The sequence below is a fragment of the Pseudomonas sp. 8Z genome (assembly GCF_902506535.1).
Classification (GTDB): domain Bacteria; phylum Pseudomonadota; class Gammaproteobacteria; order Pseudomonadales; family Pseudomonadaceae; genus Aquipseudomonas.
This window is the reverse complement of sequence record NZ_LR733825.1, coordinates 365,218-391,874: the sequence shown is the minus strand read 5'-3', so window position 1 is coordinate 391,874 and position 26,657 is coordinate 365,218. Positions and strand designations below refer to the sequence as shown.

Annotated in this window: 22 protein-coding genes and 2 pseudogenes; 17 read left to right on the top strand and 7 right to left on the bottom strand. The window is 60.7% G+C overall.

All coding sequences use genetic code 11. The features are described 5' to 3' along the window. Window positions 1-37 precede the first annotated feature (37 nt). The 4 genes from AERO9A_RS06035 to AERO9A_RS06020 all read left to right on the top strand — a co-directional run bounded on the left by AERO9A_RS06035 (window position 38) and on the right by AERO9A_RS06020 (window position 4,626). The gene (locus AERO9A_RS06035; RefSeq protein ID WP_159971028.1) at window positions 38-1,054 is read left to right on the top strand and encodes a class I SAM-dependent rRNA methyltransferase; all 1,017 of its coding nucleotides are present in this window, start codon (window positions 38-40) and stop codon (window positions 1,052-1,054) included. 84 nt (window positions 1,055-1,138) lie between these two features. Further along, complete coding sequence (locus AERO9A_RS06030) at window positions 1,139-4,006, top strand: DUF748 domain-containing protein (protein ID WP_159971027.1); 2,868 nt, start codon at window positions 1,139-1,141, stop codon at window positions 4,004-4,006. Next, a complete protein-coding gene (locus AERO9A_RS06025; RefSeq protein WP_159971026.1) occupies window positions 4,003-4,311 on the top strand; it encodes a DUF2845 domain-containing protein in 309 nt (102 codons plus the stop codon). Before AERO9A_RS06030 ends, AERO9A_RS06025 begins: the two co-directional genes overlap by 4 nt. Before the next feature lie 12 nt (window positions 4,312-4,323). Further along, a complete protein-coding gene (locus tag AERO9A_RS06020) occupies window positions 4,324-4,626 on the top strand; it encodes a DUF2845 domain-containing protein (protein WP_159971025.1) in 303 nt (100 codons plus the stop codon). 52 nt (window positions 4,627-4,678) lie between these two features. On the opposite strand, the gene AERO9A_RS06015 is transcribed toward AERO9A_RS06020, so the two are convergent. From AERO9A_RS06015 to AERO9A_RS05995, 5 genes and pseudogenes are all read right to left on the bottom strand, one after another. Continuing rightward, on the bottom strand, window positions 4,679-4,876 hold the full coding sequence (locus tag AERO9A_RS06015) for a CsbD family protein (RefSeq protein ID WP_159971024.1): 198 nt from the start codon (window positions 4,874-4,876) through the stop codon (window positions 4,679-4,681). Between the two features lie 45 nt (window positions 4,877-4,921). Then, window positions 4,922-5,272: a BON domain-containing protein gene (locus AERO9A_RS06010; protein WP_159971023.1), complete on the bottom strand. Its 351-nt coding sequence runs from the start codon at window positions 5,270-5,272 to the stop codon at window positions 4,922-4,924. A gap of 672 nt (window positions 5,273-5,944) precedes the next feature. Beyond that, window positions 5,945-6,349: pseudogene (locus AERO9A_RS06005) on the bottom strand (transposase); the annotation flags it as partial. 45 nt (window positions 6,350-6,394) lie between these two features. Continuing rightward, on the bottom strand, window positions 6,395-7,651 hold the full coding sequence (locus AERO9A_RS06000) for an MFS transporter (RefSeq protein ID WP_159971022.1): 1,257 nt from the start codon (window positions 7,649-7,651) through the stop codon (window positions 6,395-6,397). A gap of 135 nt (window positions 7,652-7,786) precedes the next feature. Continuing rightward, the gene (locus AERO9A_RS05995; protein ID WP_159971021.1) at window positions 7,787-8,791 is read right to left on the bottom strand and encodes an aldo/keto reductase; all 1,005 of its coding nucleotides are present in this window, start codon (window positions 8,789-8,791) and stop codon (window positions 7,787-7,789) included. 1,057 nt (window positions 8,792-9,848) lie between these two features. Here AERO9A_RS05995 and AERO9A_RS05990 point away from each other — a divergent pair. The 3 genes from AERO9A_RS05990 to AERO9A_RS05980 all read left to right on the top strand — a co-directional run bounded on the left by AERO9A_RS05990 (window position 9,849) and on the right by AERO9A_RS05980 (window position 12,923). Then, a complete protein-coding gene (locus tag AERO9A_RS05990; protein WP_159971020.1) occupies window positions 9,849-10,298 on the top strand; it encodes a MarR family winged helix-turn-helix transcriptional regulator in 450 nt (149 codons plus the stop codon). Window positions 10,299-10,657: 359 nt separating this feature from the next. Continuing rightward, a complete protein-coding gene (locus AERO9A_RS05985; protein ID WP_159971019.1) occupies window positions 10,658-11,638 on the top strand; it encodes an IS5 family transposase in 981 nt (326 codons plus the stop codon). Between the two features lie 751 nt (window positions 11,639-12,389). Continuing rightward, on the top strand, window positions 12,390-12,923 hold the full coding sequence (locus AERO9A_RS05980) for a transposase (RefSeq protein ID WP_159971018.1): 534 nt from the start codon (window positions 12,390-12,392) through the stop codon (window positions 12,921-12,923). Between the two features lie 185 nt (window positions 12,924-13,108). Here the strand turns inward: AERO9A_RS05980 and AERO9A_RS05975 are convergent, their stop codons facing one another. Next, window positions 13,109-14,605 carry a CoA-acylating methylmalonate-semialdehyde dehydrogenase gene (locus AERO9A_RS05975; protein ID WP_159971017.1) on the bottom strand — a complete coding sequence of 499 codons (1,497 nt, stop codon included), beginning with the start codon at window positions 14,603-14,605 and terminating at the stop codon, window positions 13,109-13,111. Between the two features lie 82 nt (window positions 14,606-14,687). Next, entirely contained in the window at window positions 14,688-16,034 is a 1,347-nt protein-coding gene (locus tag AERO9A_RS05970) for an aspartate aminotransferase family protein (RefSeq protein WP_159971016.1), read from the bottom strand. A gap of 188 nt (window positions 16,035-16,222) precedes the next feature. On the opposite strand from AERO9A_RS05970, the gene AERO9A_RS05965 reads away from it, so the two are divergent. The 10 genes and pseudogenes from AERO9A_RS05965 to AERO9A_RS05925 all read left to right on the top strand — a co-directional run bounded on the left by AERO9A_RS05965 (window position 16,223) and on the right by AERO9A_RS05925 (window position 26,567). Continuing rightward, entirely contained in the window at window positions 16,223-17,140 is a 918-nt protein-coding gene (locus AERO9A_RS05965; RefSeq protein WP_159971015.1) for a LysR family transcriptional regulator, read from the top strand. Between the two features lie 235 nt (window positions 17,141-17,375). Then, window positions 17,376-18,731: a uracil-xanthine permease family protein gene (locus AERO9A_RS05960; protein ID WP_159971014.1), complete on the top strand. Its 1,356-nt coding sequence runs from the start codon at window positions 17,376-17,378 to the stop codon at window positions 18,729-18,731. Between the two features lie 156 nt (window positions 18,732-18,887). After that, window positions 18,888-20,033 (top strand): annotated as a pseudogene (locus AERO9A_RS22730) (HAMP domain-containing protein); the annotation flags it as partial. Further along, window positions 20,025-20,888 carry a methyl-accepting chemotaxis protein gene (locus AERO9A_RS22725; RefSeq protein WP_372239651.1) on the top strand — a complete coding sequence of 288 codons (864 nt, stop codon included), beginning with the start codon at window positions 20,025-20,027 and terminating at the stop codon, window positions 20,886-20,888. The pseudogene AERO9A_RS22730 and the gene AERO9A_RS22725, both read left to right, overlap by 9 nt. 151 nt (window positions 20,889-21,039) lie before the next feature. Beyond that, window positions 21,040-21,705, top strand: coding sequence for a TetR/AcrR family transcriptional regulator (locus AERO9A_RS05950; RefSeq protein WP_159971013.1), 666 nt, complete (start codon window positions 21,040-21,042; stop codon window positions 21,703-21,705). Between the two features lie 55 nt (window positions 21,706-21,760). Next, entirely contained in the window at window positions 21,761-23,644 is a 1,884-nt protein-coding gene (locus AERO9A_RS05945; RefSeq protein ID WP_159971012.1) for a PhoX family phosphatase, read from the top strand. A gap of 71 nt (window positions 23,645-23,715) precedes the next feature. After that, window positions 23,716-24,300 (top strand): YigZ family protein, encoded by a 585-nt coding sequence (locus tag AERO9A_RS05940; protein WP_159971011.1) that lies wholly within the window; start codon window positions 23,716-23,718, stop codon window positions 24,298-24,300. Further along, window positions 24,297-24,857, top strand: coding sequence for a DUF922 domain-containing protein (locus AERO9A_RS05935; RefSeq protein ID WP_159971010.1), 561 nt, complete (start codon window positions 24,297-24,299; stop codon window positions 24,855-24,857). Before AERO9A_RS05940 ends, AERO9A_RS05935 begins: the two co-directional genes overlap by 4 nt. 44 nt (window positions 24,858-24,901) lie before the next feature. After that, complete coding sequence (locus tag AERO9A_RS05930; protein WP_159971009.1) at window positions 24,902-25,585, top strand: SDR family oxidoreductase; 684 nt, start codon at window positions 24,902-24,904, stop codon at window positions 25,583-25,585. A gap of 421 nt (window positions 25,586-26,006) precedes the next feature. Further along, window positions 26,007-26,567 carry an MFS transporter permease gene (locus AERO9A_RS05925; RefSeq protein WP_159971008.1) on the top strand — a complete coding sequence of 187 codons (561 nt, stop codon included), beginning with the start codon at window positions 26,007-26,009 and terminating at the stop codon, window positions 26,565-26,567. Window positions 26,568-26,657 lie beyond the last annotated feature (90 nt).

Here is a 26,657-nt window from a genome sequence, read left to right as displayed (position 1 = left end):
CTAGACTGCCGCCCTTTCCTACCCCGAGATGCCGCGCATGCCCGCTCTTGATCAGGCGCTGCGCGCCGCCCTCGACGCCCGTGAAAACCTGCTCAGTGAACTGCACACGCAAGGCACCGACTGCTACCGCCTGTTCCATGGCACGCAGGAAGGCTCGCCTGGCCTGACCGTCGACCGCTACGGCCCGCAACTGCTGGTGCAGAGTTTCCATGAGCCGCTGGAGCACGACGCCCTGCTGGCGCTGACCAAGCAGATTCGGGAAAGACTCGGCCTGCCCCTGCTGCTGGTCTACAACGACCGCTCGAATAGCCATTCGCGCATCGACCGCAACCCCGAGCTGCATCAGGCCGAGGCGGCTGCCCTGGAGGATCTGATCGGCCAGGAGTGGGGGCTGAACTACCGGGTGCGTGGCCGCCATGCCGGGCAGGACCCGCTGCTGTTTCTCGACCTGCGCAACGCGCGTGGCTGGGTCAAGGCCAACGCGGCCGGCAAGACGGTGCTCAACCTGTTCGCCTATACCTGCGGTGTTGGCCTGTGCGCCGCAGCGGGTGATGCCCGCGAAGTGGTCAACCTGGACTTCGCCGAAGGCAACCTGGCGGTTGGCCGAGAAAACGCCGCGCTCAATTCCACGCTGCCGACCATGCAGTTCATCCAGAGCGACTACTTCCCGGCCATCCGCCAATTCGCCGACCTGCCGATCAGCAGCCGCCGCGGGCAGAAACTGCCCAGCTACCCGCGCTTGCAGCCGCGCCAGTTCGATCTGGTCTTCCTCGACCCACCGGCCTGGGCCAAGAGTGCCTTCGGCACCGTCGACCTGCTGCGCGACTACCAGAGCCTACTCAAGCCGGCCGTACTGGCCACGGCCGAGGATGGCACCCTGGTGTGCAGCAACAACCTGGCGAAGGTGGACATCGACGACTGGCGCACGCAGGTGCTGCGCTGCGCCGAGAAAATCGGGCGCCCAGTGCGCGACTGCCAGATGCTCGCACCGGCTGCCGACTTCCCCTCGCTCGATAGCAAACCGCCACTGAAAACGCTGATTCTGCGCTTCTGAGCACACATTACGGCATCTCTCAGGAACCGAGCGCGCATGCCATACTCCAAATCATCTCATCGCCTGGATAGATGACGCCTCGCCATGCCCAAAGGATTGCAGCGCGCCCTGAGCGCCCTACTAATTGCCGTATCGCTCTACAGCCTGATCGGCTTTCTGATTCTGCCGGGTATCGCCCTGCGTATCGCCAATCAGCAACTGGCCAATTACGCGACCGTGCCCGCGTCGCTGCAACGCCTGCAGTTCAACCCGTTCAGCCTGGAGCTGAATCTCTGGGGCCTGAATATCGGCGAGCAGGAGCAACAACCACTGGCCTTCCAGCACCTGTACGCCAATCTGCAAAGTGACAGCCTGTGGACAGGCGCCCTGCATCTGGCCGATCTCTCGCTGCAAGGCGCGCGCGCCGCCGTGCAGTTCGACAAAGCGGGCAACCTGAACCTCGCGCAACTGTTCAAGCTGCCCCCCACGGACGACAGCAAGCCAAACGACAGTAAGCCCTTCCCCTTGCGCATAGACAGCCTGAAACTGCTGGGAAACGCCCTGCACTATCAGGATCTGCGCCCCAGTGAGCCCGTGGAGTTCGCCTACGACACACTAGACCTGCGCCTGTACGACCTTAGTACCCTGGCTGGCGACAATACCAAGGTGAGCCTCACCGCCAACGGCCCCGATGGCGCTCGCGTCGAATTGATGGGGCAATTCGGTCTGTCCCCCACGATCACCTCCAACGGCTCTCTGCTCATCAGTGATGCTCGCCTGAAACCTTTCTGGCCCTATGTACGCGACGCCGTGCCCCTTGAGCTCAAAGATGGCTTGGTAACCCTGACCGGCAAATATCGTCTCGATCTCTCTAGCGCAACCGAACTGCAACTGAACGACTTCAGCGCCACCCTGGATTCCATCGCACTGGACGATGCACAAGGCAAACCGCTGCTGCGCGTGCCACGCCTGGCCATCGTCCAGACTCAACTCGACCTGGCCAAGCAACAGGTGCAGATCGGCGACGTACTCAGCCAGGGCATCGAAGCCTGGGCCACACGCGAGGCCGATGGCCAACTCGACTGGCAGAAATTATTCGCCAAACCCTCCGACACCAAGAACGACACCCCCGCCGCAAACCAGGAAACGAGCAAGCCCTGGCAAGTGCGAGTACAGGGCGTGCACCTGGGGGGGCGCGCCCATCTGGTCGACCGCGTCCCGCAGCAAGACGTCGCGCTGGAGCTGGGGCCGCTGACGCTGGACATCAACGACTTCGACAGCCAGGGCGACAAGCCCTTCACGCTAAAGCTGGACACCGGCATCGGCAAGCAGGGCAAACTACGGGCCAGTGGCCAGGTGCAGCTCAAGCCGACCAGCGCACAGCTCAAGGTCAGCAGCGAAGACATCGACCTGCGCGTGGCCCAGGCCTACCTCAGCCCCTTCATCCGCCTGGAACTGCGCAGCGGCTTGCTCGGCAGCGACCTCGACGTGCGCCTCGATGGCACCGAGCCCCTGGCGCTGCGCGTCAGCGGCAATGCCCGCGTCGACCAGTTGCACACCCTCGATACCCTTCGCGAACGCGACTTCGTGCGTTGGAAGCAGGTGCGCGTCAATGGCCTGGACTACCAGCACGGCGAGCACCTCAACATCGAGCGGATAGAGCTGGAGCAGCCCTACGCACGCTTCATGATCAACGAGGATCGCACCACCAACGTCAGCGAGTTGATCGTGCCGCAACCGCCCAGCGCCGAGAAAAGCAGCGGCAAACCGCTAGCAGTGCGTATCGGTGGCGTGCAGGTCAATCAAGGCTCGGCCAACTTCGCCGACCTCAGCCTGACGCCCAACTTCGCCACGGCCATCCAACAACTCAACGGCCAGATCGGCACACTCGACAACCAGAGCCCGCAGGCGGCCAGTGTCGACATCACCGGCAAGGTCGATCGTTATGCGCCAGTGAGCATCAAAGGTAAGCTGACGCCCTTCGATCCGCTCAACAGCCTGGATATCGCCACCCGTTTCCGCAATGTCGAGCTGACCACCATCACCCCCTACTCCGGCAAATTCGCCGGCTATCGCATCCGCAAGGGACGGCTGAACCTCGACCTGCACTACCGCATCGAGCGCGGCCTGCTCAACGCCGAAAACAAGGTTCTGGTAGAAAACCTGCAATTGGGCGAGAAGGTCGACAGCCCCGACGCCGTAGACCTGCCCATTCGCCTGGCAGTAGCGCTGCTCAAGGATACCCAGGGCCGCATCGCCATCGAGTTGCCGGTCAAGGGCGACTTGAACAACCCGCAGTTCAGCGTCATGCCCATCGTCTGGCAGACCCTACGCAACCTCGTGCTGCGCACCGCACAAGCGCCTTTCAAATTCGTCGCGGGCCTGGTCACCGGAGGCAGCGAAGAGGATCTGAGCAGCGTGCCCTTCGACGCGGGCTCCGACACGCTATCGGATGATGCCCGCCAAAACCTCGACACGCTGGCCAAGGCGCTGCAGGAACGCCCGACCCTACGCCTGGAAGTCGAAGGCCAGAGCGCCCAAGGTACCGACGGCCCATTGCTCGCCGAACAACGCCTGCAACGCGAATTTCGCGAAGCCTGGTACAAAGTGCTGCAACGCCGAGGTGATAAGGTGCCTGCAAGCCCGGACGAGCTAAGCGTAGGCGAGAGCGAGCAGGCAGCCTTGCTCGAAGGCATCTATCGCACACGTCTCAAACAGCAGCCCCCGGCTCAATGGACCGAACTCAGCGAAGAGCAACGCCTGCACAATATGCGTCAGGCCGTGCTCGGCTCCTGGGCACAGAGCAAGCTGCTGCTGCGCCAACTGGCCCAACAACGTGCTGCCGCGATCAAGGACTATCTGGTCGAGCGCGCCGGTATGAGCGATGAACGTGTCTACCTGATTGATGTCAATTTGACCAATCCCGAACCCGATGGCCGAGTCCTTTCCGCCCTGCATCTGGACAGTCAATGAGCACACCTCGCCACTCGATCAGCACCTGCCTCGGCCTGCTCGCTGCCCTCTTAGGCGGCGTGGCCCAAGCTGAAACACTGCGCTGCGGCAGCCAACTGGTCAGCGTTGGTGATCGCGCATTCGAGGTGGAGCGCAAATGCGGCGCCCCCATGTACCGCGACCCAATCGGTTACACCCTAGGCTCCTATGACCGCCGCGAATATGTTGTCGAAGAATGGGTCTACGGCCCGAGCAATGGCATGCTCAGCATCCTGCGCTTTGAGGGCAACCGCCTGGTTAGCATCGAGCGACGCCGCGAACATTGAGTAGAAAATGCCATGCGCCTGTTGAAATACCTGCCCTTGCTTCTCACCCTACCGCTGCTGGCCGAAGCCTCCTCCACCTATCGTTGCGGCAGTGCACTGGTCAGCAAGGATGCCCCTGTCGGCGAAGTGCAAAACAAATGCGGTGAGCCCGCCAGCCGCGACTTTCTCGGCTACAAGGAAGTACTCGACCGTTATGGATTTCGTAACGAGGTGGCCGTGGAGGAATGGATCTATGGCCCCAACAACGGCATGTACCACTTCCTGCGTTTCGAAGGCGGCCGCCTGAGCGATATCCGCAGCAAGCGTGGTAACTGATACGAAAAAGCCCCGCCAGAACGCACTGGCGGGGCTTTGTCGTATAAGAGGGTTACAGCTTGGAGCTGAAGTCACGTAACTCCTGCTGGGCCTTTTCCTTGCTCCAGCCATAGCGTTCCTGAAGCTTGCCAACCAAGTAATCGCTGTGTCCTTCGGCGACATTCAGATCATTGTCGGTCAGGTTCCCCCAGCGCTCCTTGATACGACCACTGAGCTGCTTCCACTTACCCTCGATGATGTCACTGTTCATGCTAGTCCTCCTGTGGGCCGGGCTTGCGCCCGACCGAAGCGCGGGTTATTCAACGGATTTCAGGCCATCACCGGCAACCGCCTTAACCCCCTCGACTTCCTTGGCCTTGGCCACAGCCAGATCACGCTCAGCGTCGGTGGCAACTACGCCAGACAGGGACACCACGCCTTGGTTAGTTTCAACCTTGATATCCAGCGCGCTCAGGTTCTTGTCCGCGATGAAACTCGATTTGACCTTGCTGGTGATCCAGGTGTCAGACACCGCCTGCTCAGCCTTGTCCACGGTGTCGTTAGCCGCGAGCATGGTCGGCTCGGCAAAAGCAGCCGAAGTCAGCGACAGGCTCAGAGCGGTGGCGGTCAGGGTAGCAACGGCGAAACGATTGATGGACTGTTTCATGGTTTGACTCCTGTACATTCCAGACAATCTGCAAGCCATCTCCAGGTTGCAGGTTCACTGTAACTATCGCAATGCCTGTGCCAGGTTTTTAAAACCAATAAAGTCTTTATAAATCAATTACTTGAATTTTATCGCCAGATAGGTCGATCTTGCATTTCGCCGATATACGCCCTTTCGCTCGGGCAGCCTGCACGATGCCAAAATGCCACTCCACGCTCTCGGAAACGGAAAGGTTATTCAAGGTTTAGGGAATGCTTGGTTGATACCGGACTGGCAAGTTTGGGTTATCTTTGGCTTGCGTTGGTGTTCTGGACGCCGCTTTGGATGTTTCAGATGTCCGGGTTTCGCCTCCTCGGGCGATTCACTTTTCTTTGAAATCGGATTGCCGCCCAGCGCAAAGAAAAGTAAGCAAAAGAAATCTATGGTCACCCCCGTTTTTGCAACGCTGATCAGCGATGGATGATTAGCTTGCCTAAATCTATCCGGCGTCTATATAGGGCATGCCCCGCGCCACGATGAGAGTCGCGCCTGGTGATCCTTATAAACGCAGCGGCTTCAAAAGCCGATTCTTTGCCAGGATCTTCACCAGGCCGGTGTGCCGTTCATGTCATCGGTCGTTCAGCATCGCAAAACCTGTAAGGGGTTTTCGTGTTGCACACAGTAAGGCCGGGATCAGGCGGCGGCAGTGCCTGGTCTCGCTTCAAACTGCGAATGATTAGCTGCAATTGCCCAGGCGATCCGGGCGAATTTGTTGGCCAGGGCGCAGGCCACGGTGTTCGCGTGACGCCGTTGAAGAAGCGAGCGTACCCAATCGGCTAAGGCGCCCTGCTGATACTCCAGGCGCTGCAAATAAACCTTGGCACACTGCACCAGCAAGCGGCGCAGATGCTTGTCACCGCGCTTGCTGATTCCCAGCAAATTGGCTCTGCCTCCCGTACTGTACTGGCGCGGCACCAGCCCCACTGAAGCGGCAAAATCACGACTACGGCCATACTGTTTGCCATCGCCCATTTCGGCGCACAGCAGACTGGCTGTAATTGTGCCTACACAGGGGATCGTCAGCAGGCGGCTGCCCAGACATTGTTCGGAGCGAGAAAGTGGTTTAACCCGCTTCGACAATGTTCACGATATTACCGGCAATGATTGTCTTGCAGGATGCGCTTCCCGAATTCTTAAATGGATCAGCGCGGCGGCCACAGCGAGGAAGATGTCTACATACCAAACCCAGTCGTAGCTACCTGTAGCCTGGAAGACTTGACCTCCGATGTAGGCCCCCATGAAACCTCCGACTTGGTGTGCAAGCATCAGAACGCCGAACAACATCGCCATGTTTGTTGGACCAAACATCTTTGCCACTAGGCCCGCCGTTGGAGGTACTGTAGCTAAGAAGGTGACTCCCATGACTGCTGCGAATATCAGCATCACTAGTGGGGTCTTTGGGGCTATCAGAAATAGGGCTACGGCTACGGCACGTATCGTGTAGACCAGAGAGAGCAATGACTTCATCCGCCATCGATTTACAGCCCAGCCCATTGCAAGGCTTCCGAATATGTTGAATAGACCGAGCATGGCAAGTGATCCACCTGCAATTGCCGGTGCCATACCACAGTGCTCCACTATGCCGGGTAGGTGAGTGGCCAGAAAAGCCACATGAAAACCGCAAACCAAGAATCCTATGCCCAGTAGGCAGTAGCTTGGAGTTGTTAATGCTTGCAGTAGTGCCTCACGTGCTGTGAGAGGCTTTTTACCTGAAGCAATTGCCTGGGCGGCAGCGATAGCTTTGGAGTTACCCTTTAGCACCCAGATGGCTGGCAATGCAAGTAGTGCGAATACACCCAACCATTGCATTGAAGCAGCCCAGCCCATAGTCGCAGTGAGGCCGATCGCTATGGGAGCCATCATGAACTGGCCGAACGAACCGCCTGCGTTGACGATACCGGTCGCCATTCCGCGTTTTTCTGATGAAACTAATCTGCTACTGGCTGCCATCAATACAGATGGGCCTGCCATTCCGGCGCCGCCGGCTGCCAAGACACCTACCGTAAATATCAAACCCAGGGTCGTGGTCATAAGCGGCGTTAGAAGCGTGCCGGTAACAATTAACAGCAAGCCCACGAAAATTACACGCCCTGTGCCAATACGATCAGCAATAGCACCAGCAAATGGCTGCGTCAGTCCCCACCATAGTTGACCGAAAGCAAACGCGAGACTTATCTTCGCGATGCCTAGACCAGTTGAGTTATTCAACGATGAAAGGTACACCCCCATCGTATTGCGCACTCCCATTGTCAGTGCGAATGTGCCCGCAGCGGCCAGCAATACTAGCCAGATCGCTTTAGGTGAGGTTCTTGAATAGTGGTGTGTACTGCTTACGCTCATCATAACTTCCAAACGACCTATTACGGCGGGAGCGCTTGGTACAGCGCTTCGGAATTTCAATACCTAGTTAAAAAGCCGGCCACTTAGGTGTGGCCGGTTGCTAGCACTATATGTCTATGGTCGCTGTGCCTGGCTTTAAGCCACGACCCGGAATGGCTTGGCAGACCAGGGTGTAGCTGTCCTTGCAGGCGTTGAAGGAGCCGTGCTGCTAACGGTGTCGAGGCGTTGAATTTGCTCGTGTGTCAATTCGACCGAGAGGGCCCCTAGGTTGTCGAGCAGTTGCTCTACTGATCGTGGCCCAATGATCGGCACTGACCCGTGTGTGCCTGACCATGCGATAGCAACTTGCCCTGGACTGACGCCTAGTTCGTTGGCAATGTCCATAACAGTGTCCAGCACCCGAGTACGCTGCTCACTGTTCTCTGGCTGGAATACGTTACCGCCGAAGCCCTCCGCGCGTCCTTTCTCACCTTTGCGGTATTTGCCTGTCAGCATACCTCCGCCCAGTGGTGACCAGGTCACGACCCCGAGTCCCAGTGCATGCGAAGCCGGGAATAGATCAGCTTCAGGTTCTCGGTGCACTAGGCTGTGCTCAAACTGCGCAGCCGCGATTGGTACCGCATTGCGAAACTCAGATAGAGTAACCGCGCGAGAAAGCCGCCAGGCTGGAAAGTTGGAGAGGCCTGCATAGATAATTTTACCTGCCCGTGCGAGATCCTCGAACCCTCGAACGATTTCTTCTGCGGGCGTAACATCATCTGGCCAATGAACCCAGTAGAGATCAATACGGTCTGTTTTAAGCCGCTTTAAACTTGCTTCTACCGAGGCCACCATCGCTTTACGGCTGTTGCCTGTTACAAGGCGATTCGCATCTGGCTGTACACCCCGGGCGTACTTGGTCGCCAGGACAAAATTCTCGCGACGCCCTTCTAATAGAGTGCCTAGCAGTTCCTCGGATTCTCCGAATTGGTAAACGTCTGCCCCGTCAATAAAATTCCCACCTGCTTCAGCATAATTATTGAAAATAGCCTTACTGACCTCGGGGTCTGCGCCATACCCCCAGCGAGTTCCGAAATTACCTGTGCCAAGTGCCAATTGAGAGACATTCAGGCCTGTTTTTCCAAAAGTTGTATATTTCATAGTTTCTCCGGATAGCACGTTGCGAAAATTTTTAGCAAAACCCTGACGGCGCCCTTGCTTACAGCATCAAAAACATAGACTCGATATATTCTAAGCATGGTGCTGCGATTAATTAGCCTCATGAAATAGTTAAATTGCATGCGCTATATATCGCTCGATTGAGTAATAATCGATATGAAGCGCTGAACCAGCGCCATAAGTATTAATGGCGTCTATAGATTTTTTTCACGCTACGAAGTATCACCAAGTGTGGCAATTCCATCGTTCTGTGTCGCCGTATATCTCTGTAGATGGTTACAGGCGCCAATAGGTGCTCGCCCCAGCAGATCGAGAGCGGCATCAAGCTGGTTCATTGATTCAGAGATATTAACGCGGCAACCAAATAGGACCTCTATGCCCTGTGGAGAAAAGCATATTTTTCATATGATTTATGACTTTACGGCTCAATCGCTACTTGCCCTGTTAGATTGCCGGGTTAATAGGTACTAAGTGATGGAAGGTCAGGCAAGCCGCGGTCACGTGTGCATATGGTTCGCCGTCTGGACCGAAGATCCGTCCCTTGGCAGTGGCCAATTTGTACCCTACACGGATTACTTTACCCTTCGCACGCACCATCGGCATGCGATCGCTAAGGGGCGCACCGTGTTTCAGTGTGGTGTAGCCCGGCCTGGCTGGCAGAGGGGAGTGCACCTCATAGCGTAACCGAGAGTCGAGCAAGGTAGCGAAACAACCACCATGTACGGTACCCCGCGAGTTATATTGCCCGCGCTGTGCCCGACCTTGGAGAATCGCAAAGCTTGGTGTCATGTGATTTGGAATAAAGTCGCGTGATGCTCTGATGGGCGCGAGAGGAAAATGGCCAGCGAAAATGGCTTCGAATACTTCCATATCAGACAGTCCTGCGATCTGATCTTGAGGTGTGGCGTCGACCTCCAGCACTAGAGAGCTAATAGGAGCTCCATCCGCTTGCCGTCGGGCGAAGACTTGGGCGACTTCCATAGGATTACCTACTTCACCAATAGTTGCATATGCAACACTTGCAGATACAATATACCGCATGCAGACCACTATCAAGCCCCAGGGCTGTACAAATCTGAAGCTTCGTCAGCTCAATCGTATGGTGACGCGTCACTACGATCGCTACGTTGCCGAATCCGGATTGAAGAACACTCAGTACGCCCTATTGTCACGGGTCGTCAGGCTTGGGCCTGTTCGGCCGAGTGACCTTGCCAAGCATATGCAGATGGATGCCTCGACCCTGACCCGCAATATGCAGCCGTTGGTTGGCCAAGGATGGTTGTCGATTGGAGCGGGCAGCGATGCTCGTAGTCGTCTTGTCGACGTGACAGAAGCGGGTCGCATAAAGCAGGCCGAAGGGCAGCGTGCATGGAAAGAGGCTCAGGAGGCACTCAATGACCTACTAGGCCTTGACTGCGTTGTTTCGCTACATCAATTGCTCGACGCATGCATTGCACGCCTTGATGACGATTCTGACCACCCTGTATAGGGTCAGTATGTGAGCTGTGTTAATCGCCCCGGCTTACGGGCAAGTCGCACCTGATCTAGCAAGAGCTGGGAACGGGCGATACCGCTAGGGCTTGCCCAGAGCGCGTGTTTTTCTCTGAAGCCCTCCTGCTTTGCCTTGACCGCTCTCTCGGCGTTCGAAGGAAAAAAGAACAGATATTTTCAAGCAGACCGCCCGCTATTGGCCGACTCCAGCCGGTTGATGACGGGCTCGAACCGGCCACAAACGAACAGTAGCTTCTGAGCGTTGAAGATAACTGGTTTTCTAAGCCGCTAAGGATGGTCTGAAAAAGACTTCCCGAATCTGTTGAAATACGCTGATCCCGCCAGCCGAGTTTTTCCATGAAGCAGATGACCTTCGCCGACGCCGAGTACGCAGGTAAGCGCAAGCAGACCCGCAAAGAATTGTTCCTGATCGAGATGGATCAGGTGGTGCCGTGGAAGGGGTTGCTTGCCTTGATCGAACCGCATTACCCGAAGGGTGACGGCGGCCGTCCAGCCTACCCGCTGATGGCGATGCTGCGTGTGCACCTGATGCAGAACTGGTTCGGCTACAGCGATCCTGCTATGGAAGAAGCGCTGTACGAGACGACCATCCTGCGTCAGTTCGCTGGGCTAAGCCTGGAGCGCATTCCCGACGAAACCACCATCCTCAACTTCCGTCGTTTGTTGGAGAAACATGAGCTGGCGGTCGGCATCCTTGGCGTGATCAATGGCTACCTGGGCGATCGTGGCCTGTCGCTGCGCCAAGGCACCATCGTCGATGCCACGTTGATCCATGCCCCCAGTTCGACGAAGAACAAGGACGGCAAGCGCGACCCGGAAATGCACCAGACCAAGAAGGGCAACCAGTATTACTTCGGCATGAAGGCTCACATTGGTGTCGATGAGGAATCGGGTCTGGTGCACAGCGTGGTCGGGACGGCAGCCAATGTTGCAGACGTTACTCAGGTCGACAAACTGCTGCACGGCCAAGAGAACATGGTTGCGGCCGATGCTGGGTACACCGGCGTCGAGAAGCGGCTTGAGCATGAAGGACGCGAAGTCATCTGGCAGATTGCGGCGCGCCGGAGCACGTACAAGAAGCTGGGCAAGAACAATCCGCTCTACAAAGCCAGACGCAAGATTGAGAAAGCCAAGGCCCAGGTGCGTGCCAAGGTTGAACACCCGTTCCGGGTGATCAAGCGGCAGTTCGGCTACATGAAGACGCGCTTCCGAGGTCTGGCGAAGAACACGGCTCATCTGATGACCTTGTTTGCCCTGTCGAACCTATGGATGACGCGCCGACATTTGCTGACTACCGCAGGAGAGGTACACCTGTAATGTGAGGAATGGCCGCTACGAGGTGCTCGTGACGGCCAAAAACGAAGCGCTGAGCGGACAACCTGACCGGTTTTGACTGGTCGGTGCGTTCAAAATCGGCAGAGGTCGAAGTCGGCCGGAAATGTCGGGCTATTTCAGACCATCCGTAGAGGGTTGAGCGGCATGGATGCCGCGACGACTACATGGATGTAGGAGGTAGAGCGACGCAGGATGCCAAAGCCGAGAGCCGCGATGGGCCAGGGATGGCCCTTCGTCGGGGGGCCGCCTAGGTCGGGCCCTCGGAGCGACGATGGAGTGAGGGAAGTCGAGCGCAGCATGACGGGGACGCCTAGTTCCGGATGGTGGGGCATAAACCTTTTGGTTCCTTTTGGCGGGGCCGGCCATCCGGCGTTTGCCAAAAGGAACTCGCCCGAGGGGGCGAAACAGAGAGGCCCAGTTAATGCCAGAGCGAGGCCGAAGTGCAGAGCCTGAAACGCCTGAGTGGCTGCCAACTCTTTCGCGGCTGAAGCCGCTCCCACAGGGTTATTTTCCGGCAGCCACCTGCCCTGCCCGTGACAACGGCTATGGATGTTTCGCCGTTTCAGCTTACGCCTCGCAAGCGGCATCGAGCAGTTCGGTGCAGAGCCTGAAACGCCTGAGCCCGTAGGATGGGTAGAGCTCCGCGAAACCCATCAACCCTTCCCCGGGTTTCGCTTCGCTCTACCCAGGCTACGCTCAAGGGCATTGAGCTGTCTGCAAAGGATTGCGCGCCATGGTGCTTTATCGTCGCGACAACACGCCCGGAGCTACGTGGTTTTTTACCGTCAATCTGGCGGATCGGCAGAGTCGTTTGTTGATTGATCGCTTCGATTTGCTACGTGCGAGCTTCGCGGATGTGATGCGTCGGCATCCCTGGGCGATCGATGCCATCGTCATTCTCCCTGAGCACTTGCATGCCATCTGTACGCTGCCGCCAGGTGATGCCGACTTCGCGCTGCGTTGGCGTCAGATCAAGAGCGGGTTTTCTCGCCAGCTTCCCTATGGTGAATCGATCTCCGCCAGCCGGCGCGGCAAAGGCGAGCGGGGAATCTGGCAACGACGTTATTGGGAGCATCGGATTCGCGATGAGCAAGACTTCGCCCGGCATGTCGATTACATCCATCACAATCCACGTAACCACGGCTATGTGGAACGTGTCATCGATTGGCCGTGGTCATCGTTTCATCGTTACGTGGCGGCAGGATTGTTGCCGACGGATTGGGCAGGTGGTGATGACGAGTGGCCGGGTGGAGAGCGAGGCGGTTGAGGTGGTTGGGTGAAACCGTAGGATGGGTAGAGCTCGGCGAAACCCATCGACCCTTTCCCGGGTTTCGCTGCGTTCTACCCAGGCTACGGGAATGCAACCCGTAGAGGGGTAGAGCTCGGCGAAGCCCGTCAACCGTTCCCTGGGTTTCGCTTCGCTCTACCCAGGCTACCGGAGAAAGTGCTCACTCAGCCATTGCTGGGGAAGGCGAACTGCGCCGCTTCGTGGCTCTTGCGCGCCGGCCAGCGTTGGGTGATGGCTTTCTTGCGGGTGTAGAAGCGCACGCCGTCCGGGCCGTAGGCGTGCAGGTCGCCGAACAGCGAGCGCTTCCAGCCGCCGAAGCTGTGGTAGCTCACCGGCACCGGCAGCGGCACGTTGACGCCGACCATGCCCACTTCGATCTCGTCGCAGAACAGGCGCGCGGCTTCACCGTCACGGGTAAAGATGCAGGTGCCGTTGCCGTACTCGTGATCGTTGATCAGTTGCATGGCCTGCTCCAGGCTGCCGACGCGGACGATGCACAGCACCGGGCCGAAGATTTCGTCGGTGTAGATGGTCATGTCCGGGGTCACCTGGTCGAACAGGGTGCCGCCGACGAAAAAGCCGTTTTCGTTACCCGGCACCACCAGATCGCGACCGTCGACCACCAGCTTGGCGCCCTGCGCCACGCCGGCATCGATGTAGCCCTTGACCTTGTCGCGCGCCGCGGCGGTGACCAGCGGGCCCATGTCCAGGCCGCAGGAAGTACCGGCACCGATCTTCAGCGCCTGGATCTGCGGGACGATCTTCTCCACCAGTGCATCGGCGATCTGGTCGCCCACGCACACGGCCACCGAGATGGCCATGCAGCGCTCGCCGCAGGAGCCGTAGGCCGCGCCCATCAGCGCGCTGACGGCATTGTCCAGGTCCGCGTCGGGCATCAGCACGGCGTGGTTCTTGGCGCCACCGAGGGCCTGCACGCGTTTGCCGCGCTTGGTGCCTTCGCTGTAGATGTATTCGGCAATCGGCGTCGAGCCGACGAAGCTCAGGGCCTTGACCTCGGGCGCTTCGATCAGGCCGTCGACCGCGTCCTTGTCGCCGTTGACCACGTTCAGCACGCCCTTGGGCAGACCGGCCTGGTTCAGCAGCTCGGCGATGAACAGGGTGGAACTGGGGTCTCGCTCGGAGGGTTTGAGGATGAAGCAGTTGCCGCAGACGATGGCCAGCGGGTACATCCACAGCGGCACCATGGCCGGGAAGTTGAACGGGGTGATGCCAGCCACCACACCAACCGGCTGCAGGTCGGTCCAGGCGTCGATGTTCGGGCCGACGTTGCGGCTGTACTCGCCCTTGAGAATTTCCGGGGCGGCGCAGGCAAATTCGACGTTCTCGATGCCGCGCTTGAGTTCGCCGATGGCGTCTTCGATGGTCTTGCCGTGCTCGGCGCTGATCAGCGCGGCGATTTCGTTCTCGTTCTGCTCCAGCAGTTGCTTGAAGCGGAACATGATCTGCGCGCGCTTTGCCGCCGGGGTGTTGCGCCAGGCCGGGAAGGCAGCCTTGGCGGCGTCGATGGCCAGTTGCAAGGTGGCGCGGTCGGCCAGGCCGACGGCGGCGGTGGAGTCGCCGGTGGACGGGTTGAATACCGGGGCGGTGCGGCCGGTGCCGGCAACGCGCTCGCCGTTGATCAGGTGCGGGATGTGGCTCATGGGAATCTCCAAAGTCAGGTGGGTGGGAGGGGCTTCAGCCACGACTGAGTGAGCGTCGCGGCTAAAGCCCCTCCCACAGGAATCAGTCGAGTGTGTTCAGCACGTCGCCAACGGCGTTGAACACGCGGTCGAGGTCTTCGATCTTGGCGTTGAAGGTTGGGCCGAACTGCAGGGTGTCGCCGCCGAAGCGCACGTAGAAGCCGGCCTTCCACAGGGCGATACCGGCCTCGTAAGGGCGGATCACCGCATCGCCGTCACGCGGGGCGATTTGCAGCGCACCGGCCAGGCCGCAGTTGCGGATGTCGACGACGTGCTTGGCGCCTTTGAGGCCATGCAAGGCGGCCTCGAACTTGGGCGCCAGTTCGGCGGCTTGCTGGATCAGGTTCTCGCGCTTGAGCAGTTCCAGCGTCGCCAGGCCGGCGGCGCAGGCGACCGGGTGCGCCGAATAGGTGTAGCCGTGAGTGAACTCGATCATGTGCTCCGGCGACGGCTGCTGCATGAAAGTGGTGTAGATCTCGCTGCTGGCGATTACCGCACCGAGCGGGATGGCGCCGTTGGTGATTTGCTTGGCGACGTTCATCAGATCCGGGGTGACGCCGAAGTACTCCGCGCCGCTCCACTTGCCCATGCGGCCAAAGCCGGTGATGACCTCATCGAAGATCAGCAGGATGTTGTGCTGCGTGCAGATTTCGCGCAGGCGCTGCAGGTAGCCCACCGGCGGCACGATGGCGCCCGCAGAGCCGGACATCGGTTCGACGATGACGGCGGCGATGTTGGAGGCGTCGTGCAGTTCGATCAGCTTGAGCAGTTCGTTGGCCAGTTCCACGCCGCCAGTTTCGGCCATGCCCTTGGTGAAGGCCAGATGCGGTTGCAGGGTGTGCGGCAGGTGGTCGGCATCCATGAACTGGCCGTACATCTTGCGGTTGCCGCCGATGCCGCCGAGCGAGGTGCCGGCGATGTTGACGCCGTGGTAACCACGGGCGCGGCCAATGAACTTGGTCTTGGCCGGCTGACCTTTCAGGCGCCAGTAGGCCTTGGCCATCTTCACCGCGGTGTCGGCACACTCGGAGCCGGAGCCGGTGAAGAAGACGTGGTTCAGCTCGCCCGGCATCAGGTCGGCGACTTCTTCGGCCAACTTGAACGACAGTGGGTGGCCGTGCTGAAAGCCCGGCGAGTAGTCGAGGGTGCCGAGTTGCTTGGCCACGGCCTCCTGAATTTCCTTGCGCGAGTGGCCGGCGCCGCAGGTCCATAGGCCGGACAGGCTGTCATAGACCTTGCGCCCGCTATCGTCGGTCAGCCAGTTGCCTTCGGCGGCCACGATCAAACGTGGGTCACGCTGGAAGGCGCGGTTGGCGGAGAACGGCATCCAGTGCGCATCCAGCTTGAGCTGGCTGGCCAGGGACGGGGTTGCGGTCTGCGGCATGTTCATCGGGGTGGCCTCGGCAGTGGCGGCGTGATCGGGGGCTTTGTGGGAGGGCTTTAGCCGCGAGAATCGACAGCCATCGCGGCTGAAGCCGCTCCTACGAGTAAGGGCATCAGTTGCCAGCAAAGGTGCCACGGGCATAGAGTCAGTAAAACAGCACTCTTCTTATCTTCAGTTCAAGGTTCACTAAACAAATGAGCAGCCGCCGTCCCGATCCGCTGGCCCAGGTCAGTGACTTTGAAATCCGCCTGCTCAAGCTGTTTCGCAGCGTAGTGGAGTGCGGCGGTTTTTCTGCTGCCGAGAGCGCGTTGGGTATCGGCCGCTCGGCCATCAGCCAGCAGATGAGCGATCTGGAGCAACGCCTCGGCCTGCGCCTGTGCCAGCGCGGCCGCGCCGGTTTCGCCCTGACCGAGGAAGGCCGCGAGGTTTACCAGAGCACCCTGCAACTGCTGGCGGCGCTGGAGAGCTTTCGCACCGAGGTCAACGGTCTGCACCAGCACCTGCGCGGTGAGCTGAACATCGGCCTGACCGATAATCTGGTGACAGTCCCGCATATGCGTATCACCCACGCCCTGGCCCGCCTCAAGGAGCAAGGGCCGGATGTGCGCGTCAATATCCGCATGACGCCGCCGTCAGAAGTGGAACAGGGCGTGCTCGATGGCCGCCTGCACATCGGCGTGGTGCCGCAGGTCGGCGCCCTCTCGGGTCTGGAATACCTGACGCTGTACGGCGAGCGCTCGCTGCTTTACTGCGCCGTCGGCCACCCGCTGTTTTATGTCGACGACCAGCAGCTTGCAGACGAAAGGCTCAACGCCCAGGAAGCCATCGCGCCGACCTTCCGCGTGCCGCCCGAGGTGCAGAGCCACTACCAGGCGCTGAACTGCACCGCCAGCGCCTCGGATCGCGAAGGCATGGCTTTTCTCATCCTCACCGGGCGCTATATCGGCTACCTGCCCGATCATTACGCCCAGGCCTGGGTGCAGCAGGGGCGTCTGCGCGCGCTCAAGCCCAGCGAGCGCTTTTACGACATCAACCTGGCAGCGGTTACGCGCAAGGGCCGTCGCGCCCATCTGGTGCTGGAGAGCTTTGTCGATGCACTGGCAGAGGCCTGACATTGCACTACCGCAGAGCGGTGCGAACCAATACAGTGCACAAGGCAAATCGATAAGGATATAGCGCACAAAAACTTCAAAAATCGTATCCAAAGCACTGCGCCGGTTTGTCTCATGGCGGCCACCGAAACTGATCAGATGGACAGCTTTTTGCATCCGCGCCGACAGCCGCTGCCAGCCTGGCAGCCCGACGCCAATCCTGGCCCGCCCCTGCAGCCCATCACGAGAATGCGCCATGAGCCCCGAACACCCCACCCATAGCGACCTGATCTACGGCCTGGATGACCGCCCTGCCCCGCTGCCGGCCTTTTTCGCCGCACTGCAGCATGTGCTGGCCTGCTTTGTCGGCATCGTCACGCCGACGCTGATCATCGGTGGCGTACTCGGCCTGCACGAGCAACTGCCCTATCTGATCAGCATGGGCTTGATGGTGTCGGGGGTCGGCACGCTGATCCAGGCTCGCCGACCGTTCGGCATCGGCGCCGGGATGATCTGCGTGCAGGGCACCAGCTTCGCCTTTCTCAGCGCCGTGCTGGCGGCGGGCATGCTGGTCAAGGCGCGCGGCGGCAGCGCGGATGAGATTCTGGCGATGATCTTCGGTGTGTGTTTCTTCGGCGCCTTTATCGAGATGGTGCTGAGCCGCTTCATCGGGCGCTTGCAGCGCATCGTCACGCCGCTGGTGACCGGCATCGTCATCACCATCATCGGTATCAGCCTGATCAAGGTCGGCATCACCGACCTCGGCGGCGGCGCCCAAGCGGAAAACTTCGGCGCACCGGCCAATCTGGCGCTGGGTGTGCTGGTGCTGGCCACCATCATCGCCCTCAACCGCCTGAGCAATCCCTGGCTACGCCTGTCGGCCATCATCATCGGCCTGCTGCTGGGCTCGCTGGTGGCCTGGCTGAGCGGCGTGCTGGTGCCCAAGGCGCTGCCGGAGCTGCCACTGATCAGCCTACCGATACCCTTTCGCTACGGTTTCGCCTTCGACTGGATGGCCTTCGTGCCGGTGGCGCTGATCTACCTGATCACCGCCATCGAAACCACCGGCGATCTGACCGCCAACTGCATGATCTCGCGCCAGCCGATCAACGGGCCGCAGTATCTGCAACGCATCAAGGGCGGCGTGTTCGGTGATGGCGTCAGCTCGCTGATCGCCGCCGTATTCAACACCTTCCCCAACACCACCTTCAGCCAGAACAACGGCGTGATTCAGCTCTCCGGCGTGGCCAGCCGCCACGTTGGCTACTACATCGGCGCGTTGCTGATCGTGCTCGGGCTGTTCCCCATGCTCGGCGCAGTGCTGCAGCAGATTCCCAAGCCGGTGCTCGGCGGCGCCACACTGGTGATGTTCGGCACGGTGGCCGCCGCCGGCATCCGCATCCTTGGCCAGGCGCCGATGGATCGACGCAGCCTGCTGATCATGGCCACCAGTTTCGGCATTGGCCTGGGTATTTCCAGCCAGCCGGAGCTGCTGAATCAGATGCCCAAATTGGTGCAGAACGTGTTCGGTTCCGCCATCACCAGCGGCGGCCTGACTGCCATCGTCTTGAACCTGCTGCTGCCACTGGAGCGCACCACGCCACCGGAATGACGATGACATTGCTGGTCAATTCACTGCCGCCGAATTAATGACGGCAAGCTTCTTGCTGGCAACTGGCCAGAGCGTCCGCCATGACGCTCGCCATCACTCAGACGGCGCCTGCTGTATTACTGGCGCCGCCATGATTTCCCAGGTTGTCGAGGGGCCATGATGTTTTTCTTCAAACCGGTTCTGGCGTTGATGAACCGCGCGCGCTATGCCCAGAAATTCCTGCTGATCTTCGCGATCTTCATGCTGCCGTACTGCTGGTTGTCGACCAGCAAATTGCTGGACGTGAATCACACGCTGCGAGCCTCGCAGCATGAACTGCAGGGCCTGCAAGCCCTGCAGCGCTACCTGCCGGTCTACCGCCAGGCGCTGGAAATGGCCGCCATGCAAGTCATCGGCTATGCACGCAACAAGGACGATGCCAAGCAAGCCATCGAGCGCCAGACCCAGGCTTACCAGCAGCAGAGCCAAAGCCTCGACGCTTGGCTGCAAAGCGGCACCTTCGCCGAGTTCGCCCTGGGCGACAGCGCCAAGGGCACCGCACCGGACAAGAAAATCTCCGTGCAAGGGCTGAGCGCGCAGATGATCGAGCATGATCGCTTCATCAAGGTGCTACAGAGCAACATTCATGAGATTGCCGCCATTTCGCGCCTGCGCCAGGACAGCGACCCGAGCATCTACCGCAACATCGACCTGCTACTGAACGAGCTGCTGCCGCTTTATCAGGCCCTGATGCAGACCCGCACCTATGCCAGCTACATGACCGCCTATGGCTTTCTCGAATCCTCGACGCGGCCAACCATCATCAACCAGCTCGGCAGCATCTCGCTGTATGGCGACAACGCGCAGGGCAAAGGCAACGCGCAGGCGCGCCAGTTGATGAGCGAGGCGGCCCTGGCGGCTGCCGAGCGCTACAAACGCGAGATCATCGAGCCATACACCAAAAGCGGCTACTTCGACCAACAGGCGACCGAGCAATGGCAGCAGCGCTACGACGCCTACGCCCCCCAGGTTGCCCAGCTCGATCAAGCCAGTGAATTGCTGCTCGGCGAAACCACCGCCCTGCTGCAAGCACGCGCCGACGCCAACCTGCGCGAGCTGCTGCTCTGGGCCGGCACCATGACCCTGGTGGTGGCGCTGCTGCTGTACCTGTTCATCGGTTTCTACCTGTCGGTACGCGGCGCCATTCGCGACCTGACCGATGGCACCCGGCGCATGGCAGACGGCGATCTGCGCCAGCAGGTCAGCACCGCCGCCCGCGACGAGCTGGGCGATCTGGCCAAGGACTTCAACGACATGCAGGCGCGTATGCGCCAGCTCATCACCGAGGTGGTGCGCTTCTCCGAAAGCACCCTGGGCAAGGCGCAGAATGTCGCCGAAAGCGCGTCCACCAGTCAGCGCAGCGTCGAGCGCCAGGCCAGCGAGCTGGAGCTGATCGCCACCTCGATGAGCGAGCTGGTGAGCAACGTGCAGGAAGTCAGCCAAAGCTCTCAGGTCACCGCCGACAAGGCCAACAATGCCGGTGAAAAGTGCCGCGAAGGCCGTGTGCAGGTCGACCACGCCGTGGCCCGGATCAACCAGTTGTTCACTGAAATGGACAACTCCATCGGCGCCATCACCTCGGTGGAGCAGGAAAGCCAGGAAATCGTCAAAGCCGTCGGCCTGATCAAGAGCGTCGCCGAGCAAACCAACCTGCTCGCGCTCAACGCCGCCATCGAGGCCGCGCGTGCCGGTGAGCAAGGCCGTGGCTTTGCCGTGGTCGCCGACGAGGTGCGCAGCCTGGCGATCCGCTCGCATGAGCTGACCGGCGAGATCGACCAAACCATTGGCCGCCTGCGCCAGCAGGTCGGCAATGCGGTCAAGACCATTCGCGGCAGCCACGAAAGTGCGGCGCAAAGCGTCGAGCAGGTGACCCTGACGGCGAACATCTTCGAATCCATTACCGGCAGCATGGATCAGATCATCGATCACAACATCCAGATCGCCTCAGCCGCCGAGCAGCAGGCAGCGGTGGTGCAAGGCGTGGAACAGAACACCCTGGAGATCAAGACCCTGAGCGAGAGCAACGCCCACGAGGCGCAGAGCACGGTGCACGTCAGCGACGAGCTGAGCGGCATGACCCGTGACCTGCACGGGCTGATCGCGGCGTTCAGAGTCTGACTCACTGGCGGGACTACGGCCGCGCCTGGTGTCTATCGCGAGGTAAAGCCGACAGGCCGCCGTATAGATTTCCTGCCATAACGCTTGTCACCCAAGAGACACTGGAGTATCAGTGCACTCGCTCCGCTCCACGATCAGTTCGGAAACGCCCATGACCTTCGAAGTCCATGCTCACACCGCCCACGAAAAACCCGCCGGTCGCATCCGCCAGAAGAACGAAGAGGCCATCATCAAGGCCGCCGAGGAAGAGTTCGCCCGGCACGGCTTCAAGGGCACCAGCATGAACACCATCGCGCAGAACGTCGGCCTGCCCAAGGCCAACCTGCACTACTACTTCAACAACAAGTTGGGGCTGTACCTGGCGGTGCTGAGCAACATCCTCGAACTGTGGGACAGCACCTTCAACAACCTGACCGTCGACGATGACCCAGCCGAAGCCATGGAGCGCTACATCCGCGCCAAGATGGAGTTCTCCCGCCGCCAGCCGAAGGCCTCGCGCATCTTCGCCATGGAAGTAATCAGCGGCGGCGAATGCCTGTCGCAATACTTCAACCAGAACTACCTGGACTGGTTCCGTGGCCGCGCGGCCGTGTTCGAAGCCTGGATCGCCGCCGGCAAGATGGACGCCGTCGACCCCATGCACCTGATCTTCCTGCTGTGGAGCAGCACCCAGCATTACGCCGACTTCGCCTCGCAGATCTGCCGCGTCAAACAGTGCTCGCGCCTGACCAAGCAGGACTTCGAGCAAGCCGCCGACCAACTGGTGCACATCATCCTCAAAGGCTGCGGCCTCACCCCTGCAACCAAGGCTTCATAAGGCCGTCACATTCGCCCACTAGGCTGCCCTCCACCTGTTGAGGAGAGCAGCCCTGATGGACAACAACCAAGAACTGACTGACCTAGAGCGCCTGGTACTGAGCCGGCGTCGTTTCATCGGCACCGGCGCCCTGGCCGGCGCAGCCTTGTTCCTTGCCGGCAGCCCGTTGGGCCGCAGCGCACTGGCCAATGCCATCAGCGCCAGCCCGCTGCTCGGCTTCGACAACATCGCCGCCAGCACCGCCGATACCATCACCCTGCCGCCAGGCTATCGCTTCGACGTGCTGATCAGTTGGGGCCAGCCGCTGCATGCCGACTCCACGCCCTATCGCGGCGATGGCAGCCATAACGCCAAAGAGCAGCTCGGCCAGTTCGGCGAAAACAACGACGGCATGAGCTTCTTCCCCTGGCCGGGCGACGCCAACCGCGCGCTCATGGCGATCAACAACGAATACTGCAACTACCAATACCTGCTGCAGCACGGCAAGCCGCCGCAGTCGCTGGAAGATGTGCGCAAGGCGCAGGCCGCCGTCGGCGTTACCGTCATCGAAGTCAAACGTGATGCTGGCGGCGCCTGGCAGTTCGTCCAGGGCTCGCGCTACAACCGCCGCGTGCACGCCAACCTGCCCATGGAAATCAGCGGCCCGGCGCGTGGCCATGAGCTGATGAAGACCAAAGCCGATCCGTCCGGCATCGAAGTGCTCGGCACCTTCCAGAACTGCTCCAGCGGCATGACGCCGTGGGGCACCTATCTGACCTGCGAAGAGAACTTCACCGACTGCTTCGGCAGCACCGATGCCAAGCTGGCCCTGAGCCCGGCGCTCAAGCGCTACAGCGTCAACCTCGAAGGCGCCAGCGACAACCACTGGCACCAGTACGACGAACGCTTCGACATCTCGCGCCACCCCAACGAGGTCAACCGCCACGGCTGGATCACCGAGATCGACCCGTTCGACCCGGACTCCAAGCCGATCAAGCGCACCGCGCTGGGCCGCTTCAAGCACGAGAACGCCGCCCTCACCGAAACCCGCGACGGTCGCGTGGTGGTGTACATGGGCGACGACGAGCGCGGCGAGTTCATCTACAAGTTCATCAGCCGTGACCGCCTCGACAAGAGCAACCCCAAAGCCAATCGCCACCTGCTCGACCATGGTGATCTGTACGTCGCGCACCTCGGCGGTCAAGCCCTGCAGCCGCGCGGCGAAGGCAAATGGATCAAGCTCAGCTTCGGCGAAAACGGCCTGACCCCCGAGCACGGCTTCAGCGACCACGGCGACGTGCTGATCCGCGCCCGCGCTGCCGGCACCCATGTGGGCGCCACGCGCATGGACCGCCCGGAGTGGATCGCCGTCAGCCCGAAAGATGGCCAGGTCTATTGCACCCTGACCAACAACGTCAAACGCGGCAACGAAGACCAGCCGGTGGACGGCGCCAACCCGCGCGCCAACAACGTCTACGGGCAAATCCTGCGCTGGCGTGAAGCCAGTGACGACGCAGGCGCCGAGCGCTTCACCTGGGATCTGTTCGTGGTCGCCGGCAACCCGGTGGTGCACCCCGGCACGCCCAACGCCGGCTCGGCCAACGTCAACGCCGACAACATGTTCAACAGCCCCGACGGCCTCGGCTTCGACAAGGATGGCCGCCTCTGGGTGCTCACCGATGGCAACTACGGCGACAGCGGCGATTACGCGGGCATGGGCAACAACCAGATGCTCTGCGCCGACCCGGTCAGCGGCGAGATGCGTCGCTTCCTGGTCGGCCCGCGCGGCTGCGAGATCACCGGCCTGGCCTTCAGCCCGGATCAACGCACGATGTTCGTCGGCGTGCAGCATCCGGGCGAAGACGGCAAGTCCAGCTTCCCCGACCACCGCGACGGCATGCGCCCGCGCTCCTCGGTGGTGATGATCCGCCGCGACGACGGTGGCGTGATCGGCGCCTGAAATCGCCCTGGGTAGAGCAACGCCCGCCAGGCTTATACTGGCGGGCGTTTTTTATTGCCCGGCCAACCAACATGCCCAGTACCCTGCTCGGCCCTTGCGAATACCGCGAGGAAATCCGCAAGAGCCGCTTCCTCGCCCTCGCCGCCCCGGTCGCCAGCGCCGCCGACGCGCAAGCCTTTATCGAGCGCCACAGCGACCTGGCCGCCTCGCACAACTGCTGGGCGTGGAAGGTGGGCAACCAGTACCGCTTCAACGACGACGGCGAACCCGGCGGCACCGCTGGCCGCCCCATCCTCGCCGCCATCGAAGGGCAAGACTGCGATCAGGTGGCGGTGCTGGTGATCCGCTGGTACGGCGGCATCCAGCTCGGCACCGGTGGCCTGGCCCGCGCCTACGGCGGCAGCGCAGCCAAATGCCTGCAAGCGGGCGAGCGGCGCGAACTGATCGTGCGCCAGGCCTTCACCTGTCATTTGCAGTTCGCCGAACTGGCGCTGTTCAAGGCACGCCTGAACGACTTCGACAGCCTGATCGAAGGCGAAGACTACGACGCCACCGGCGCCCGCCTGCACCTGGCCGTGGCCCCCGCCGAGCGCGCAGAGCTGGAACGCCTGCTGGGCGATATCAGCCGTGGCCGCGAACAGTTGCACAGCCTATGAAGCGCCTCAGCCTCGCTCTGCTGCTGGCCCTCCCCCTGCTCGCACAGGCAGAGGTGGAAGACCGTTTGCAGTACCGCTACTACGACGTGCAAATCAAGGCTGGGGACTCCCTGCGTGAGGCGGTCAACCAAGCCTCGACGATCCGCCAGGACGGCCAGACCTACCACGCCTACACCCGCTGGAACGTAACCTGGAACTACTGGTGGCAAGAAGAACGCGATGGCCGCTGCCGCCTGACACTGACCCGCACCCAACTGCTCACGCAGATGACCCTGCCACGCCTTGGCGGCGGTGACGCCGCACAACGCCAGCGCTTCGCCCAATACCTGCAAGCCCTGCGCGAACACGAACAAGGGCACTACCGCATCGGCCAGGCCGCCGCCGCCGAAATCGACGCGGCCCTGCTGGCAACGCCGGAATACCCCAGTTGCGCCGAGCTGCAACAACAGGCCAACCAGCGCGCCAACGCCGTGTTGCAACGGCATGCCGAACAGGAGCGCCAGTATGACCGCGACACCGGCCATGGCCGCAGCCAAGGCGCCTGGCTGAGCGACTAAGTGGGTTATGCTGGCGCGTCCTTTTCACCCTCATGGAGCCTGAAATGACTGCCTCCCGATCCATCCTGATCATCGGAGCCTCCCGCGGCCTCGGCCTTGGCCTGGCCAGTGAATTTACCGCCCAAGGCTGGGCCGTGACCGCCACCGTGCGCCGCGCCGCGCAGCAAGCCCCGCTGCAAGAACTCGGCGTGCGCGTGGAAGAGTTGGAAATGACCGCCCCGGCCAGCCTCGAACAACTGTCCAATCGCCTCGACGGGCAACGCTTCGACGTCATCTTCGTCAACGCCGGCGTCGCCGGGCCCGACCACCACAGCAACGCCCAGGCCACCGCCGAGGAAATGGGCCACCTGTTCCTCACCAACGCCGTCGCCCCGCTGCGCGTGGCCGAGCGCCTGCTGCCAAACCTGGCCGCCGAGCACGGACTGATCGTATTCATGAGCTCGATCCTCGGCAGCATCGAGACCGGCGCAGGCATGGGCATGCCGCTATACGGCGCCAGCAAGGCCGCCCTCAACCACCTCGTGCAATCTTTCGTGCGCGGCCAGGACAACCCCAAGCTCGGCGTGCTGCTGATGCACCCAGGCTGGGTACGCACCGACATGGGCGGCGCCAACGCCCCGCTGGATATCGACAGCAGTTGCAAGGGCATGGTCGAACAGGTCAGCGCCGCCGTCGGCCAAACTGGCTTGCGCTATCTGGATTACCAAGGCAATCCGCTGCCCTGGTAAGCGCCTGACCAGCAAAACCACTAGGCGATAGCTCCCACGCTCCGGCGTGGGAGCCATGCCGCAACGCGATCGGGCCTGATGCGCCAGAGCGCACAGCCAGAACACCCTGACATTCGTATACTGCTGCCCGCTACAGGGCGCCTCTAACAACGTCAGCGAGGCAGCCAGCGCAATACCGATGGCGGCCCCGCAAAAACAGGCGAAAAAAGCACTGGGCCCGCACTCGGGTTTACGCGTTGTAAATGAGCATTTTGATCGGACTCGCGCACGAGCCTGTTTTTAACGCAGCGATGGCAACGCACGACTGCATGGATGCAGGAGGTAGAGCGACGCAGGAAGCCAAAGCCGAGGTAGTTGTTAGAGGTGCCCTACAAACACTCGCCGGATGCGAGCCTCCCACCCGTCAATCGGAGCCAGGTCAATGGACAACCTGTATCAGCCCCCCAAAGCCGAACTGCTGGACGAACAATCCCCCTCCCGTAACGCCTTCTTCGTCACCTCAGAGAACAAACTCTACCTGCTGTATTTCTTCACCTTCGGCATTTACGCCATCTACTGGTTCTACAAACAGTGGGACAGCCAGCGCACCGCGATGCTGCCGAAACACATCATGCCGGCGGCGCGCTCGATCTTTCATATTTTCTACACCCACTCACTGTGCCGCCTGATCAGCGAGCACAAGCAGCGCCAAGGCCTGGGATCATGGGCTTACTCGGGCACGGCCTGGATTTATGTCGTGCTGGTATTCACCAGCAATGGCCTGTCACGCATGGAGGTGCAAAGCAGCGCTCTTGATCTGCTGCTATTAATCGGCTGCATCATGGCCCCGGCGGTACCCCTGGCACAGATCCAACAGCAAGCCAACCAAGCCAGCGTCGATGACAACGGCCAAAGCAATGCACGGATCAGCGGCCAAAACCTGCTGTTCATCATTCCGGGCGCATTGCTATGGATGGTTGTGCTGGTGGGGGTGTTTATTTAAACGCGGGCACTGCATACGTGCCGCAAGTGGTGGATAAGCTTCGCGTTATCCACCCTACGCCTGAAAGTTTAGAGTTTAACTGTAGGGTGG

Excerpts from the sequence above, each read along its gene's own strand:
- AERO9A_RS06035 (WP_159971028.1), top strand. The coding sequence starts at position 38 with ATGCCCGCTCTTGATCAGGCGCTGCGCGCCGCCCTCGACGCCCGTGAA.
- AERO9A_RS06030 (WP_159971027.1), top strand. The coding sequence starts at position 1,139 with ATGCCCAAAGGATTGCAGCGCGCCCTGAGCGCCCTACTAATTGCCGTA.
- AERO9A_RS06025 (WP_159971026.1), top strand. The coding sequence starts at position 4,003 with ATGAGCACACCTCGCCACTCGATCAGCACCTGCCTCGGCCTGCTCGCT.
- AERO9A_RS06020 (WP_159971025.1), top strand. The coding sequence starts at position 4,324 with ATGCGCCTGTTGAAATACCTGCCCTTGCTTCTCACCCTACCGCTGCTG.
- AERO9A_RS06015 (WP_159971024.1), bottom strand. The coding sequence starts at position 4,876 with ATGAACAGTGACATCATCGAGGGTAAGTGGAAGCAGCTCAGTGGTCGT.
- AERO9A_RS06010 (WP_159971023.1), bottom strand. The coding sequence starts at position 5,272 with ATGAAACAGTCCATCAATCGTTTCGCCGTTGCTACCCTGACCGCCACC.
- AERO9A_RS06000 (WP_159971022.1), bottom strand. The coding sequence starts at position 7,651 with ATGAGCGTAAGCAGTACACACCACTATTCAAGAACCTCACCTAAAGCG.
- AERO9A_RS05995 (WP_159971021.1), bottom strand. The coding sequence starts at position 8,791 with ATGAAATATACAACTTTTGGAAAAACAGGCCTGAATGTCTCTCAATTG.
- AERO9A_RS05990 (WP_159971020.1), top strand. The coding sequence starts at position 9,849 with ATGCAGACCACTATCAAGCCCCAGGGCTGTACAAATCTGAAGCTTCGT.
- AERO9A_RS05985 (WP_159971019.1), top strand. The coding sequence starts at position 10,658 with ATGAAGCAGATGACCTTCGCCGACGCCGAGTACGCAGGTAAGCGCAAG.
- AERO9A_RS05980 (WP_159971018.1), top strand. The coding sequence starts at position 12,390 with ATGGTGCTTTATCGTCGCGACAACACGCCCGGAGCTACGTGGTTTTTT.
- AERO9A_RS05975 (WP_159971017.1), bottom strand. The coding sequence starts at position 14,605 with ATGAGCCACATCCCGCACCTGATCAACGGCGAGCGCGTTGCCGGCACC.
- AERO9A_RS05970 (WP_159971016.1), bottom strand. The coding sequence starts at position 16,034 with ATGAACATGCCGCAGACCGCAACCCCGTCCCTGGCCAGCCAGCTCAAG.
- AERO9A_RS05965 (WP_159971015.1), top strand. The coding sequence starts at position 16,223 with ATGAGCAGCCGCCGTCCCGATCCGCTGGCCCAGGTCAGTGACTTTGAA.
- AERO9A_RS05960 (WP_159971014.1), top strand. The coding sequence starts at position 17,376 with ATGAGCCCCGAACACCCCACCCATAGCGACCTGATCTACGGCCTGGAT.
- AERO9A_RS22725 (WP_372239651.1), top strand. The coding sequence starts at position 20,025 with ATGCAGGCGCGTATGCGCCAGCTCATCACCGAGGTGGTGCGCTTCTCC.
- AERO9A_RS05950 (WP_159971013.1), top strand. The coding sequence starts at position 21,040 with ATGACCTTCGAAGTCCATGCTCACACCGCCCACGAAAAACCCGCCGGT.
- AERO9A_RS05945 (WP_159971012.1), top strand. The coding sequence starts at position 21,761 with ATGGACAACAACCAAGAACTGACTGACCTAGAGCGCCTGGTACTGAGC.
- AERO9A_RS05940 (WP_159971011.1), top strand. The coding sequence starts at position 23,716 with ATGCCCAGTACCCTGCTCGGCCCTTGCGAATACCGCGAGGAAATCCGC.
- AERO9A_RS05935 (WP_159971010.1), top strand. The coding sequence starts at position 24,297 with ATGAAGCGCCTCAGCCTCGCTCTGCTGCTGGCCCTCCCCCTGCTCGCA.
- AERO9A_RS05930 (WP_159971009.1), top strand. The coding sequence starts at position 24,902 with ATGACTGCCTCCCGATCCATCCTGATCATCGGAGCCTCCCGCGGCCTC.
- AERO9A_RS05925 (WP_159971008.1), top strand. The coding sequence starts at position 26,007 with ATGGACAACCTGTATCAGCCCCCCAAAGCCGAACTGCTGGACGAACAA.